The organism is Streptomyces sp. 150FB, from assembly GCF_000818195.1.
Classification (GTDB): domain Bacteria; phylum Actinomycetota; class Actinomycetes; order Streptomycetales; family Streptomycetaceae; genus Streptomyces.
This window is the reverse complement of the sequence record NZ_JTHL01000001.1, coordinates 4,432,263-4,444,716: the sequence shown is the minus strand read 5'-3', so window position 1 is coordinate 4,444,716 and position 12,454 is coordinate 4,432,263. Positions and strand designations below refer to the sequence as shown.

Sequence of the window (12,454 nt, the reverse complement as noted above, 5' to 3'; positions counted from 1 at the left end):
GGGCCGACCGCCTCAGCAGGCGGGGCAGCAGCCCGGCGGCGGGCAGGCCGGTGGGCAGCCCGGCGGTGGGAAGCAGGGAGGCCAGCAGGCCGGAGGCCAGCCGTCCGGCCGACAGTTCCCCGGCGGGGCGGGCGGGGCAGCGGGTGCCGCCCAGGAGGGCGGCGGCGGTATGGGTGGCATGGGCGGTCTCCTCAAGGGCCAGACCGTCAGCGCCAAGGTCGGGTCCACCCTCAAGAAGAACGCGGACGACTACACCTGGGCGGCCGCCGCCATCGGCGCCCAGAACGCCGCCAGCTACCAACTCGCCACCGAGAAGCCCGTCATGGCGATCGGCGGCTTCAACGGCAGCGACCCGTCCCCGACCCTCGCGCAGTTCAAGCAGTACGTGACCGACGGCAGGATCCACTACTTCCTCGGCGGGGGCGGCGGACCCGGCGGCGGTACGAGTTCCACCATCACCACCTGGGTGGAGGCCGGCTTCAAGAAGGTCACCGTGGACGGGGTGACGCTCTACGACCTGACGCGGCCCGTGGCCGCCTCCTAGGCACCCTGGGTCGGGCGGCGCACTCACACGGATCCGACATGTCTTACGTAGCGCGAACGTCGAGCCCGGTACGGCCTTTTCGCCGTAAGACCGCACCGGGCCGGCGGCACGAACAGGTGCTTGTCAAACAGCGCACCCATGAGGAGATCCCGTGCCTTCCGCAGCTCACACCCTTCGTGCCGCCCGCACTGTCCGCGCCGCCCGCGCCATCGCCGTCGGAGCCACCGCCATAGCCGCGGCTGCGGTGTTCGCCTCCCCGGCCTCCGCCGCCGCGCACGGTCAGGCGGGCCACCAGTCGCCCGCCCGGTCGGCCGCCCCCGTGTTCGTACAGACCGACAACCCGGCGGGCAACGCCGTTGTCGCCTACCACCGCGCCGCCGACGGCACCCTCACCAAGGCCGGCAGCTACCCCACCTCGGGCCTCGGCGGGATCCTGGACGGTTCCGCCGTCGACCACCTCGCCTCGCAGGGCTCGCTCGCGTACGACCAGGCGCACCACCTGCTCTACGCGGTCAACGCGGGCAGCGACACCGTCACCGTCTTCGCCGTCGACGGCGACCGGCTCGAACGTACGCAGACCATCACGTCGGGCGGCAAGTTCCCGGTCAGCATCACCGTCCACGGCAACCAGGTGTACGTGGCCAACGCGCTCGACGGCGGCTCGATCCAGGGCTACCTGCGGGTCGGCGACCGGCTGGTGAAGGTGCCCACCTGGCACCGCGCGCTCGGCCTCGACCCGGCTGCGGCGCCGCAGTTCCTCAACACCCCGGGGGGGATCTCCTTCACGCCCGACGGCTCCGCGCTGGTCGTCACCACCAAGGCCAACGGCAGCAGCATCGACGTCTTCCGGCTCGGCCTGCTGGGCACCCCGTCGGCCAAGCCGGTGGTGAACGCCGAGGCAGGCGCTGTCCCGTTCGGCTTCACCTTCGACGCGCGCGGCCGGCTCGTCGTCACCGAGGCAGGCCCGAACGCGGTCGCGACCTACACCCTCGCCCGCGACGGCAAGGTCACCCAGGTCGACCAGAAGGCCACCGGCGGCGCCGCGACCTGCTGGGTGATCGGCGCGGGCGGCAAGCTGTACGCGTCCAACGCCGGCACCGGCACCATCTCCGGCTACTCGGAGGACACCCACGGCAAGCTCACCGCCCTCGGGGACACGGCCACCGACGCGGGCACGGTCGACGTCGCCGCCTCCTCGGACGGCCGCTTCCTGTACGCGCAGACAGGCAAGTCCGGTGCGGTGGACGAGTTCCGCGTGAACGGCGACGGCTCGCTCACCGCGATCGGATCCGTCACGGTGCCCGGCGCCGTCGGCGGCGAGGGGATCGTCGCGCTCTGAGAGCGCGTAAGGACAAGGCGCGTAAAGACGAGCCGACAGGAGCCGGGCATACGGTAGCGGGCCGACGGGAGCCGGGTGGCGGTGGCGGGTCAGTCCGCCGCCGGCCCGGCCCCCGCGGCCAGCAGCAGCCCCTGGAAGTCCTCCCCGCACGGCCCGCACGCCCGCAGATGGACCTCGACCCCCGGACAGCGCTGCTCGGGGGCCGCGCCCGCGCTCACCAGGTCGACGTACACATGCAGGATGTCCATGGCCTCCGCGCACCCCACATCGCGCGGATCCGTCCGCAGGAAACGTCCGAGTGCCGAGTTTTCAAGTGCCGAGCCGTCGTTCATGAGTTGTCCGCCTCCCGGTCCAGATACCCGTTGGCGACGAGCCTCGCGCGCACCTTACGTCTCGCGTCGAAAAGGGCCTTGTAGATCGCGTTGCGATTGGAGCCCAGCTCGGTCACCAGGACATCCAGCGGGACCCCGCTCAGCACCAGCGCGACGAATATCCGCCGCTGACGGGCGGTGAGGTCCTCCTCCACGGCCCGCCGCACCTCGGCGAGCATGTCCCGCCACTCCGACTCGCGCGCGGGGTCGAGCCCGAACCGGTCGGGCAGCCGCTCCCACTCCTCGGTCTCCAGCGGTGCCCGGGGCGTGCGCCAGAAGTGCCGGGTCATCTTCCCGGAGACCTCGAAGATCACGAACTTGTAGGCCCAGGTCGTGAAGCGGCTCTCGCCACGGAACTCCCCGACCTTGCGGGTGATCGCCAACAGCGCGTCGGCCGCCGCCTGGTGGGCGAGGTCGTCCAGCTCCGGACCGCCGACGCCCAGACTCCCGGCGCGCCGGTTCACTTCGCCCCTGGCGATCCGCAGCAGCGTGCCGTGCAGCCGGTCGAGCACCTGCTCGCGCGCGGTGCCCGAGAGACCGAGCCCGGTCACCCACTCCGCCGACTCGGCGTCCAGTTCCGTACGCCCGGACCGCCCGGACTGCCCGGAGCCCATCGGTACGGCGCCGGGCGCCGCTGTCGAATCCGCAGACTTCATACGCCGGAGCCTAAGCCGTGCCCCCTCGCGGCCAATTCCGGCCCCGGCGCGCTGATCGCGCCAGGCGTTCCGGACAGGGGGGAGCGGGCATAGCATTTGGAATCCGGGTGGATCACCGGATTCCGGCGGCCCGGGTGGCTTCGGGCGACTTCGGCGGGCAGGCCGGGGCCGGAGCCGTGGCCGGGCGGCGGGAAAGCCTGCCGGTGGATCTGAGCGGGGCGGTTGTCAGAACCGTACAGATCTACTGGAATCCGGCCGTTCGGCCGGAGAGAAGCGAGGAGGCTCATCCATGGTGTCGGAAGCCGACGGTGCCCCCGAGCGTCCGGCCCGGACGAGCGTATGGCGCCAGGGGAAGTCGCCCGGCCGTGGCGGCCGGAAGAGCGAACGGCGGGACCAGCCCGAGGACCGCTCCCCGGGCTCCCCCGAGTCCCCCGGATCCGCCGAGCCCGACTCGAATGGACCCGCCGAACCCGCCGGACTCGACCGGGACCGGATCACCGCCGTCTCCGTACGCCTCCTCGACACCGAAGGGCTGGCCAAGTTCTCCATGCGGCGGCTGGCCGCCGAACTCGGCGTCACCGCCATGTCCCTCTACTGGTACGTGGACACCAAGGACGACCTCCTCGAACTCGCCCTCGACGACGCCTTCGGCGAGGTCCAGGTCCCCGATCTGACGGACGAGGGCGCCGACTGGCGCGATCAACTGCGCGAACTCGCCGCCGGCTACCGGACCGTGCTGGTCCGTCATCCCTGGATCTCACCGCTCGTCGGCCGCTATCTGAACATCGGTCCGCGCTCGACGGTGTTCTCCTCCGCCGTCCAGGGGGTCGTCCGCAGGACGGGCCTGGCGCCGCAGGGTCTGACGGGCGCGATCTCCGCCGTCTTCCAGTTCGTGTACGGGTTCGGCACCATCGAGGGCCACTACGTGCAGGCTTGCGCCGAGGCGGGAGTGAGCCAGGACGAGTACTACCGGCGCACCCGGGGTACGGCCGGCGACACGGTGGAGGCGATGCGCCAGCGCGACTTCACGTTCGCGCTGGACCTGCTCATCGCGGGCATCGAGGCGATGCGCGCCCGCGAGTGACCGTACGACCGACAACGTGACCGTACGAAAAAGCGGCGCGGGGCCAACCGTACGTACCGGTGTGGCCCCGCGCCGCGTTTCGTACGCGTACGCCCTACTCCTGCCTACGCCCTACTCCTGCGGTGCGAGCCGCGCCGGGAAGCCGCCCGTCGCGATGGGGCTCCAGCGCTCCGGGGTGATCCGGATGATCGACTTCCCCTGCTTCACCATCGCCGCGCGGTACTCGTCCCAGTCCGGGTGCTCACCCGAGATGTTCCTGAAGTACTCGACGAGCGGCTCGACCGACTCCGGTACGTCGAGCACCTCGGCCGTCCCGTCGATCTGGACCCATGCGCCGCTCCAGTCGTCCGACAGGACGATCACACTCGCCCGGTCGTCGCGCTTGGCGTTGCGTGTCTTCGCGCGGTCGGGGTACGTCGAGACGACGATCCGGCCCGCGTCGTCCACCCCGCAGGTCAGCGGGGAGCCCTGGGGGCGGCCGTCGGCGCGGGTGGTGAGCAGGATCGCGCGGTGCCTGGGCCGTACGAACTCCAGGAGCTTGTCCAGGTCCACAGAGGTATTCGTTGCGATGTTCGGTGCCATGGTTCGCAGCCTACGACGTGACCGCCCACCGCGCCCGCCGCCTACATCCCCGGCACGCTGTCGCCCTGCACCGCCTGGATGTCCAGCTCCACCCGCAGCGTCGTCCCGATCGCGGAGATCCCCGCCTCCACCACCTGGTTGAAGTTCATGGCGAAGTCCTCGCGGCGCAGCTCCGTCGTCGCGCGGAACGCCGCCCGCGTACCGCCCCAGGGGTCGGGTCCCGTCCCCAGGTAGCTCAGCTCCAGGTCGACGGCGCGCTCGATGCCGTGCAGCGACAGCGTGCCGTGCACGATCCAGCGGTCGGGACCGGCGGGGTCGAGGCCCGTGCTGCGGTATGTGATCTCGGGGAACCGCTCCACGTCGAGGAAGTCCGGCGACCTGAGGTGCTTGTCGCGCAGCCCGTTCCCGGTGTCGATGCTCGCCGCGGTGATGACGCAGTCGACGCGCGAGTTCCCGTAGCCGCCCTCGGTCTCGACGATCTCGATCCGCCCGCCGAACTCCTTGAAGCGCCCGTGCACGCTGGAGATGCCCAGGTGCTGCGCCACCGCGCCCACCGACGAATGCGCCGGGTCGAGGCTCCAGGCGCCGGGCGGCGGCAGTTCGACGCCGCCCTGCCTGGCCAGTACGACCGTGCCGACCTCGGCACGCCCGCTCGACGTGACGACGGCCGTGGAGGCGACGGGGACGTACCCCATGGCGGTCACGATCACCGTGTACGGACCCGGCGCGAGCGTCAGGTCGTCCTTCACCAGTCCGTCGGCGTCGGCCGCCGCGCGTGCCACCTGTGCGCCGGTCATGTCGGTCATGGTCACGATCGCGTGCTGAACGGCCCAGCCGTCCCGCGTCCGTACCTGTGCGCGAAGTCCCATCCCGTTTACTCTCCTCGATCTTGATCCGGCAGCCGGCGGCCGGGTCCCGGCACACGCGGCGGACCGCGCCCGGCGCGTTCGGCGCCCGGCTCCGCACCGGGCCGCGCGTCGTCCGTGAGGAACAACGCGCGGCCCGGTGTTTCGACTACTCGCCGGGGTGGGCGAGTTCGATGTCGTGCGCGTCAACTCCGCGTCCCCGTACGGACAGTGCGCCGGCGACCGGCGGGTATCCGGTCGCGATGACGGTGTACTCACCGGCGTTGAGGTCGGCGAAGGCGTACGCCCCGTCGTCCCCGGTCGTCGCGCTGCCGACCACATTGCCCGCCGCGTCGATGAGCGTGACGCGCGCGTCGGGCAGCGGCCGCCGGGCTGCGCCCGCCCTGACCGTGCCCTGGACCAGGGCGCCGGTCTGGAGGACCGCCTCGATACGGGTGACACCCTGGCCGCGGATCTCCACCGGCAGCGCCAGCGGACGGAATCCGGAGGCGTTGACCGCGACGGTCACATAGCCGGGGACCAGCTCACCGAAGGTGAAGTCACCCTGGTCGGTGGACTTCCCGGTGGCCAGTACGTCGCCGCGCACATCGGTCACGATGACCATGGCGTCCGCGATCGGCTGCCCGGTGTCGGCGGCGCGCACGACCCCGCCGAGGCCGCTCGTACCGGAGAGCAGGATGTCGTACGCCAGCGGCTCGTCGCCGATGACGACCGTGGACGCCTGCGGCTGGAAGCCGTCGGCGGCGGCGATCAGGACGTACGATCCGGCGCCCGGCGCCTCCAGGGCGTAGCCGCCGTCGTCCAGGGCGACGGCGCGCCCCAACTGGCGTCCGCCGAGGGAGATCAGCGTGACGGCGGCCCGGGGCACCGAGGTGCCTTCGGTGCCGCGCACGACTCCGCGCACGGCAGCGCCGCGTATCTCCGACCCGTAGGCGGAGGCGAGAGCCGAAGCCGACTCCCGCACCGGGAGCGGCACGGGGACGGCCTCCGGCAGCGGTTCCGACGAACCGGCCCGGCCCGGTACGGGGTTCGCGAACTCGTCCGCGGGCATGGGCGCCTCCATGGCCATGGTGTCTCCGCCGGGCGTCACGGGGACGTCGGCGTTCTGCGCGGGATCGCCGACGGCGCGCGTCCGCAGCGGGATCTCCTTGATGAACAGGGTGATCAGGAGGGCGAGCAGCGCGAACGGCGCCGAGTAGAGGAAGACGTCGGCGACGCCGTGCCCGTACGCGGCTTCCGTGATGGTGCGCAGCGGCGCCGGCAGCGAGGCCAGGTCGGGGATGGCGCCTTCGCCGCTGCCCGCCGCGGCGGCCTTACGGAGTCCGGCGCCGCTGGGGCCGAGGTCGGCGAGACCGTCGGCGGCGTAGCGCGTGACGCGGTTGGCGAGGATCGCGCCCAGCGCCGAGACACCGATCGCACCGCCCAGCGAGCGGAAGAAGGTGACGGTGGAGCTGGCGGAGCCGAGGTCCTTCGCCGAGACCTGGTTCTGGGTGCAGAGGACCAGGTTCTGCATCATCATGCCGATGCCGAGCCCCATGGCGGCCATGTAGATGGCCATCTCCCAGTAGGGGGTGTCGACCCGGATGGTGCCGAGCAGGCCGAGCCCCGCCGTCACGAGGACACCGCCGCTGACCAGCCACGCCTTCCAGCGTCCCGTCTTGGTGATGACCTGGCCGGAGACGGTCGATGCCAGGAACAGGCCGCCGATCATCGGGATCGTCATGACCCCGGACATGGTGGGCGTCTGGTTCCGCGCGAGCTGGAAGTACTGGCTGAAGAAGACCGTGCCGGTGAACATCGCGATACCGACGAAGAGTGAGGCCAGCGAGGCCAGCGTGATCGTGCGGTTGCGGAAGAGCCGCAGCGGAATGATGGGCTCGCTGGCCTTCGCCTCGACGAGGATGAAGATCAGGCCGAGCACGATCGAACCGCCGACCATGGCGTACGTCTGCCAGGAGACCCAGTCGTACTTCGTACCGGCGAAGGTGACCCAGATCAGCAGCAGCGAGACGGCGGCGGCGATCGAGAAGGCGCCGAGCCAGTCGACCTTGACCTTGCGCTTGACGATCGGCAGGTTCAGCGTCTTCTGGAGCACGATCAGGGCGATGATCGCGAACGGGACGCCGACGTAGAAGCACCAGCGCCAGCCGAGCCACGAGGTGTCGGTGATGACACCGCCGAGCAGCGGGCCGCCGACGGTGGCGACGGCGAAGGTCGCTCCGAGGTAGCCGCTGTACCGGCCCCGCTCGCGCGGGGAGATCATCGCGGCCATGACGATCTGGGCGAGGGCGGAGAGACCGCCGACGCCGATGCCCTGGAAGACGCGGACGGTGATCAGCATCTCGGAGTTGACCGAGAGGCCGGCCACGATCGAGCCCGTGACGTAGATGATCAGGGCTATCTGGACCAGGAGCTTCTTGCTGAAGAGGTCGGCGAGCTTGCCCCACAGCGGTGTGGAGGCCGTCATCGCGAGCAGCGAAGCGGTCACCACCCAGGTGTAGGAGCTCTGTCCGCCGCCGAGGTCGGAAATGATGTGCGGCAGAGCGTTGGTGACGATCGTCGACGAGAGGATCGCGACGAACATCCCGAGGAGCAGACCGGAGAGCGCCTCCATGATCTGCCGGTGAGTCATCGGCGCGCCGCTGCCGGGGGAGGCCGGGGGTTCGCCGCCGTGCTTGGCGTGGCCGCCCCGTACACCGGTTGGTGTGGTCGTAGCCATTGAATTCCTTGTCTTACGTCTGTGAGTGCGCGTGTGTACGGGTGGGTGGACCCTACGTACGGGCAGGCAGGTCTTCGGTGCGGGTGTACGAGGCTTCGCCCGCGGCGGCCGAGCCGGCCGGCGGGGTGTCGTACTGCCGGTCCCGGCAGTCGCTGAAGCTGCCGCGCAGCCGTTCCAACATCGCGCTGAGTTGGCCGACTTCGTCGTCGGACCAGTCGTCGAGCTTCCTGGCGAACATCGCTGTCGTCCGTGCGGCCAGCTCGTCGAGCAGGCCGTGGCCCTCGGGTGTGAGCCGCAGGATCCGCGAGCGCTTGTCGGCGGGGTCCGGTGACCGTTCGAGCCAGCCGCGCTCCACGGCGTGGGCGACATGCCTGCTGGTCACCGACATGTCCACGGCGAGCAGCTCGGCGAGGCGGCTCATCCGCATCTCGCCGTGGCGCTGCAGCAGGCCCAGTACGACGGCGGAACCGGTCGGGCACTCGGCCGGCATGATGCGCGCCAGGCCTCTTTTTACGGCGCCGAGGGCGGTGAGCTGTCGGGCCAGCTCCGCGTACTGCCTCTGTGCGGCCATGAAACCTCCCGACATCTTGTTGCTTGAGGCAACCATAGAATCTGTTGGTTGTCACAGGCAAACGAAATCAGGCTCAGATAAGTAAAGTGATATAAAAGTATTGCTCGGGTTTGGGTCAAGTCCTGGCGCGGCGCACATCTGTGCTACTCGAAATGCGGGCCGTACGCGCCCGCGACCGGGTCGGTGACCGGATCCGTGACCGCTCGGCCACCCCGTCGGTGCGCGTCGACGCATGTCACAACCGGGCTCGCACATGCGATTCGTGGTGGGGCGGGGGTTGGGCGGCGGACCCATGTTCGCTAGGGTCCTGCCCCATGGCACACAACCCCCAAGCTCCGCAGGGCCCCGGTCCCGAAGGCAGCCCCGACCCCGCGGGCAACACTCAGATGTTCCGTGCGTTCGTCGACGAGGGCGAGCCGCAGCGACGGCAGGCGCCGCAGAAGAGCGGGTCCAAGACCGGCGTGATCATCGGCGTGGTCGTGGTCGTCGTCGTTCTGGTCGTGGTGGCTCTGCTGGCCTTCTGATCCACGGCGGTACAAGCACAGGCGGTACAAGCAAAAGCAGTACAGGCACAGGCAGCACGAGCGGCAGAGATACGGCTCGTCATATCGGAACCCCGCCCGACGGATGGGCGGGGTCCCGGGACCTCAGTCGGAGATCAGCCCGTCGCGCAACTGCGCGAGGGTGCGGGTCAGCAGCCGTGAGACATGCATCTGGGAGATGCCGACCTCCTCACCGATCTGTGACTGCGTCATGTTCGCGAAGAACCGCAGCATGATGATCTGCCGCTCGCGGGGCGGGAGTTTGGCGAGCAGCGGCTTCAGCGACTCGCGGTACTCGACGCCCTCCAGGGCCATGTCCTCGTAACCGAGGCGGTCGGCCAGCGAGCCCTCCCCGCCGTCGTCCTCCGGCGAGGGGGAGTCCAGCGAGGACGCGGTGTACGCGTTGCCGACCGCGAGGCCGTCGACCACGTCCTCCTCGGACACGCCGAGTACGACGGCGAGTTCGGGGACGGTCGGCGAGCGGTCGAGCTTCTGCGCCAGGTCGTCGCTGGCCTTGGTGAGCGCGAGCCGCAGCTCCTGGAGCCGGCGCGGCACCCGTACCGACCACGACGTGTCGCGGAAGAAGCGCTTGATCTCACCGACGACCGTGGGCATCGCGAACGTCGGGAATTCCACGCCCCGTTCGCAGTCGAACCGGTCGATCGCCTTGATCAGGCCGATCGTGCCGACCTGGACGATGTCTTCCATCGGTTCGTTACGGCTGCGGAAGCGGGCCGCCGCGTAACGCACCAGCGGCAGGTTCAGCTCGATGAGAGTGTCGCGGACGTAGGTGTGCTCCGGACTGCCCAGTTCGTCGGCGCCCAGTTCGGCGAGCCGCAGGAACAGGGAGCGGGACAGAGTGCGGGTGTCGATGGCTTCCGGCTGGGACGCACGCGGCTGGACCACGTGCACCACGGTGTCGAGAGCATCGGGCGCGGAAACGCTTTTTGTGAGCGTGAGCACCTTCGAGCTGCCCTGTTCTACGGACATGCCACCCCCTTGAGGTCGCTGACGGACGCGGTGGCCGCTCCCGTCGGAGGAACGCAGCCTCCACCTGAATACCGGCGGAGGAGCCACGGCAAACGCGGTTCCCGCAGAATGTCACATGTCGGCAACACGCTGTAGTGACATGTCGACAAGTAGTTGCCGGGTCGGCGCAGGAAACAGGGGGTGTCGGCCGGTGTGGGGCTTTTCGGCGGCTGACTACCGTTCAAGAAGGGTGTACCCGCGAGGGTTACGCTTCGATCCGATTTGCGGATCGCAGTCGCGCGAAGCTTCTGGCGAGAAGTCTTGACACATGCATCTGAGAGACGCCCAGTTCCTGACTGATCTGTGATTGCGTCAGGTTGTTGTAGTAACGGAGCATCAGGATGCGCTGCTCCCTTTCGGGCAGTTGTACGAGAAGGTGCCGGACGAGGTCGCGGTGCTCGACCCCGGCGAGTGCGGGATCCTCGTAACCGAGCCGGTCGAGCAGCCCCGGCAGCCCGTCGCCCTCCTGGGCCGCCTCCAGCGAGGTGGCGTGGTAGGAGCGGCCCGCCTCGATGCAGGCGAGGACCTCCTCCTCGGAGATCTTCAGCCGCTCGGCGATCTCGGCGGTGGTCGGTGAGCGGCCGTGAGCCGTCGTCAGGTCCTCGGTGGCGCCGGTCACCTGGACCCACAGCTCGTGCAGCCGGCGCGGCACGTGCACGGTCCGTACGTTGTCCCTGAAGTATCGTTTGATCTCGCCGACGACGGTCGGCATCGCGAACGTCGGGAACTGCACTCCCCGGTCGGGGTCGAACCGGTCGATGGCGTTGATCAGGCCGATGGTGCCGACCTGGACGACGTCCTCCATCGGCTCGTTACGGCTGCGGAAGCGGGCCGCCGCGTAGCGCACCAGCGGCAGATTCGCCTCGATGAGCGCCGCGCGTACGCGGGTGTGCTCCTCGGTGCCCCGTTCGGCCTCCTTGAGCTGGGCGAAGAGGACCTGCGTCAGAGCTCGGGTGTCGGCGCCCCTGGTCCCCGGGGTGGAGGGACGTGGTTCGGTCTCGATCTGGGGCGGGACTTGAGGCGTAGTACTGGCCGGCACGGTCACGCCACCCCTTTGCGGTCGACTGCGGTCAACTCATCCGTCAAAAGCGGTCATAGCATCACAAGACATGCCCACTGTGCGCAAGCACCCGAAATTACCGTGTTGGTGACAAATTTGGGTAATAAGCCCAAAAGCCCCACACCGGAAGGGTGCGGGGCGGAGAGCGGGGAAGGCTCAGAAGTCGTAGTCGGCGATCACCCAGGTGGCGAATTCACGCCACTGTGCGACGGCTGCCTGATGGGCCGGATGGTCCAGGTAGGTCTGGAGCGCGTCCCGGTCGGCGACGGCGGAGTTGATCGCGAAGTCGTAGGCGATCGGCCGCTCGCTGAAGTTCCAGGCACACTCCCAGAACTCGACCTCGGGGACCTGCCCGCCGAGCTCCTCGAAGGCCTTGCCGCCGGCGATCACGCGCGGCTCGTCACGCGAGACGCCTTCGTTGAGCTTGAAAAGGACCAGGTGGCGGATCACGGGGCACTCCTTGGGGGCGGTCCGGTCGGTCCCGGCCCGCGATCGTCCGGCGTGATCACTGAATGAGCTGGGACATGAACTCTCCGACGCCTTCGGCGGCGTTCGAAATCCCTTCGAAGCCTACCTGGACGAGATCGGCGGCCCTGGCCGGGGACGTGATGATCGTGTACAGCACGAAGACGACCAGCCCGTAGAGAATGACCTTCCGCGCTACCGCCATCCGCGTCGCCTCCCCTGCTGCCCCAGTACGGTTGCGTGAGTCTAACCATATGAACGGGACTGACCTGAAGGCCCCTACCGTGGCGTGATGACGGTGATGCCCGCAGCGGATCCCTCGCTCAGGGCCGCGAGCGCGGCCGGGGCGTCGTCGAGCCCGATGACCGAGGTCACCAGCAGGTCGGGACGGAGCGTGCCGGCGCTCACCTGACGCATCATCTCCGGGTACGCGTGGGCGGCCATTCCGTGGCTGCCGAGGATCTCCAGCTCGTACGCGACGACACGGTCCATGGCCACCCCCGTACCGCCCGGGGGCAGCAGCCCGACCTGTACGTGCCTGCCCCGCGCCCGGAGGCCCCCGACGGAGGCGGAGCACGTGGCGGCCGAGCCGAGCGCGTCGAGGGATACGTGGGCGCCACCGCCGG

14 protein-coding genes and 1 pseudogene are annotated in these 12,454 nt (G+C 69.7%); 4 read left to right on the top strand and 11 right to left on the bottom strand.

The window, feature by feature from the left end; genetic code table 11:
• Window positions 1-544 (top strand): annotated as a pseudogene (locus QR77_RS18960) (glycosyl transferase); the annotation flags it as partial.
• Window positions 545-695: 151 nt separating this feature from the next.
• Complete coding sequence (locus QR77_RS18955; protein WP_040023106.1) at window positions 696-1,883, top strand: beta-propeller fold lactonase family protein; 1,188 nt, start codon at window positions 696-698, stop codon at window positions 1,881-1,883.
• Between the two features lie 89 nt (window positions 1,884-1,972).
• On the opposite strand, the gene QR77_RS18950 is transcribed toward QR77_RS18955, so the two are convergent.
• Window positions 1,973-2,215 (bottom strand): hypothetical protein, encoded by a 243-nt coding sequence (locus QR77_RS18950; RefSeq protein WP_040023105.1) that lies wholly within the window; start codon window positions 2,213-2,215, stop codon window positions 1,973-1,975.
• A complete protein-coding gene (locus tag QR77_RS18945; RefSeq protein WP_236710733.1) occupies window positions 2,212-2,910 on the bottom strand; it encodes a sigma-70 family RNA polymerase sigma factor in 699 nt (232 codons plus the stop codon). The genes QR77_RS18950 and QR77_RS18945 overlap by 4 nt, the downstream gene beginning before the upstream one ends.
• A 289-nt stretch (window positions 2,911-3,199) precedes the next feature.
• On the opposite strand from QR77_RS18945, the gene QR77_RS18940 reads away from it, so the two are divergent.
• Window positions 3,200-3,994, top strand: coding sequence for a TetR/AcrR family transcriptional regulator (locus QR77_RS18940; RefSeq protein WP_040023104.1), 795 nt, complete (start codon window positions 3,200-3,202; stop codon window positions 3,992-3,994).
• Window positions 3,995-4,105: 111 nt separating this feature from the next.
• Here the strand turns inward: QR77_RS18940 and QR77_RS18935 are convergent, their stop codons facing one another.
• The 4 genes from QR77_RS18935 to QR77_RS18920 all read right to left on the bottom strand — a co-directional run bounded on the left by QR77_RS18935 (window position 4,106) and on the right by QR77_RS18920 (window position 8,732).
• On the bottom strand, window positions 4,106-4,576 hold the full coding sequence (locus QR77_RS18935; protein WP_040023102.1) for a PPOX class F420-dependent oxidoreductase: 471 nt from the start codon (window positions 4,574-4,576) through the stop codon (window positions 4,106-4,108).
• Between the two features lie 41 nt (window positions 4,577-4,617).
• Window positions 4,618-5,445, bottom strand: a complete 828-nt coding sequence (locus QR77_RS18930; protein ID WP_040023101.1) for a YceI family protein — start codon at window positions 5,443-5,445, stop codon at window positions 4,618-4,620.
• Between the two features lie 145 nt (window positions 5,446-5,590).
• On the bottom strand, window positions 5,591-8,161 hold the full coding sequence (locus QR77_RS18925; protein WP_040023098.1) for an MDR family MFS transporter: 2,571 nt from the start codon (window positions 8,159-8,161) through the stop codon (window positions 5,591-5,593).
• Between the two features lie 52 nt (window positions 8,162-8,213).
• A complete protein-coding gene (locus tag QR77_RS18920) occupies window positions 8,214-8,732 on the bottom strand; it encodes a MarR family transcriptional regulator (RefSeq protein ID WP_040023096.1) in 519 nt (172 codons plus the stop codon).
• Window positions 8,733-9,046: 314 nt separating this feature from the next.
• Between QR77_RS18920 and QR77_RS18915 the strand changes: the two genes are divergently transcribed.
• Entirely contained in the window at window positions 9,047-9,256 is a 210-nt protein-coding gene (locus tag QR77_RS18915; RefSeq protein WP_040023094.1) for a hypothetical protein, read from the top strand.
• A 123-nt stretch (window positions 9,257-9,379) separates the two neighbouring features.
• On the opposite strand, the gene QR77_RS18910 is transcribed toward QR77_RS18915, so the two are convergent.
• The 5 genes from QR77_RS18910 to QR77_RS18895 all read right to left on the bottom strand — a co-directional run.
• Window positions 9,380-10,264 carry an RNA polymerase sigma factor SigF gene (locus QR77_RS18910; protein WP_040023092.1) on the bottom strand — a complete coding sequence of 295 codons (885 nt, stop codon included), beginning with the start codon at window positions 10,262-10,264 and terminating at the stop codon, window positions 9,380-9,382.
• A gap of 244 nt (window positions 10,265-10,508) precedes the next feature.
• The gene (locus QR77_RS18905; RefSeq protein WP_040028254.1) at window positions 10,509-11,342 is read right to left on the bottom strand and encodes an RNA polymerase sigma factor SigF; all 834 of its coding nucleotides are present in this window, start codon (window positions 11,340-11,342) and stop codon (window positions 10,509-10,511) included.
• Window positions 11,343-11,519: 177 nt separating this feature from the next.
• On the bottom strand, window positions 11,520-11,813 hold the full coding sequence (locus QR77_RS18900; protein WP_040023090.1) for a Dabb family protein: 294 nt from the start codon (window positions 11,811-11,813) through the stop codon (window positions 11,520-11,522).
• Window positions 11,814-11,868: 55 nt separating this feature from the next.
• Window positions 11,869-12,033 carry a hypothetical protein gene (locus QR77_RS47455; protein WP_173476320.1) on the bottom strand — a complete coding sequence of 55 codons (165 nt, stop codon included), beginning with the start codon at window positions 12,031-12,033 and terminating at the stop codon, window positions 11,869-11,871.
• Window positions 12,034-12,107: 74 nt separating this feature from the next.
• Window positions 12,108-12,454, bottom strand: a 347-nt coding sequence (locus QR77_RS18895; protein ID WP_040023089.1) for a zinc-binding dehydrogenase, incomplete at its 5' end; no start/stop codon positions are given.

What these genes read in the sequence shown, in the direction of transcription:
- QR77_RS18945 (WP_236710733.1), bottom strand. Translation starts at nt 2,910, where the DNA reads ATGAAGTCTGCGGATTCGACAGCGGCGCCCGGCGCCGTACCGATGGGC.
- QR77_RS18925 (WP_040023098.1), bottom strand. Translation starts at nt 8,161, where the DNA reads ATGGCTACGACCACACCAACCGGTGTACGGGGCGGCCACGCCAAGCAC.
- QR77_RS18910 (WP_040023092.1), bottom strand. Translation starts at nt 10,264, where the DNA reads ATGTCCGTAGAACAGGGCAGCTCGAAGGTGCTCACGCTCACAAAAAGC.
- QR77_RS18930 (WP_040023101.1), bottom strand. Translation starts at nt 5,445, where the DNA reads ATGGGACTTCGCGCACAGGTACGGACGCGGGACGGCTGGGCCGTTCAG.
- QR77_RS18920 (WP_040023096.1), bottom strand. Translation starts at nt 8,732, where the DNA reads ATGGCCGCACAGAGGCAGTACGCGGAGCTGGCCCGACAGCTCACCGCC.
- QR77_RS18940 (WP_040023104.1), top strand. Translation starts at nt 3,200, where the DNA reads ATGGTGTCGGAAGCCGACGGTGCCCCCGAGCGTCCGGCCCGGACGAGC.
- QR77_RS18935 (WP_040023102.1), bottom strand. Translation starts at nt 4,576, where the DNA reads ATGGCACCGAACATCGCAACGAATACCTCTGTGGACCTGGACAAGCTC.
- QR77_RS47455 (WP_173476320.1), bottom strand. Translation starts at nt 12,033, where the DNA reads ATGGCGGTAGCGCGGAAGGTCATTCTCTACGGGCTGGTCGTCTTCGTG.
- QR77_RS18950 (WP_040023105.1), bottom strand. Translation starts at nt 2,215, where the DNA reads ATGAACGACGGCTCGGCACTTGAAAACTCGGCACTCGGACGTTTCCTG.
- QR77_RS18915 (WP_040023094.1), top strand. Translation starts at nt 9,047, where the DNA reads ATGGCACACAACCCCCAAGCTCCGCAGGGCCCCGGTCCCGAAGGCAGC.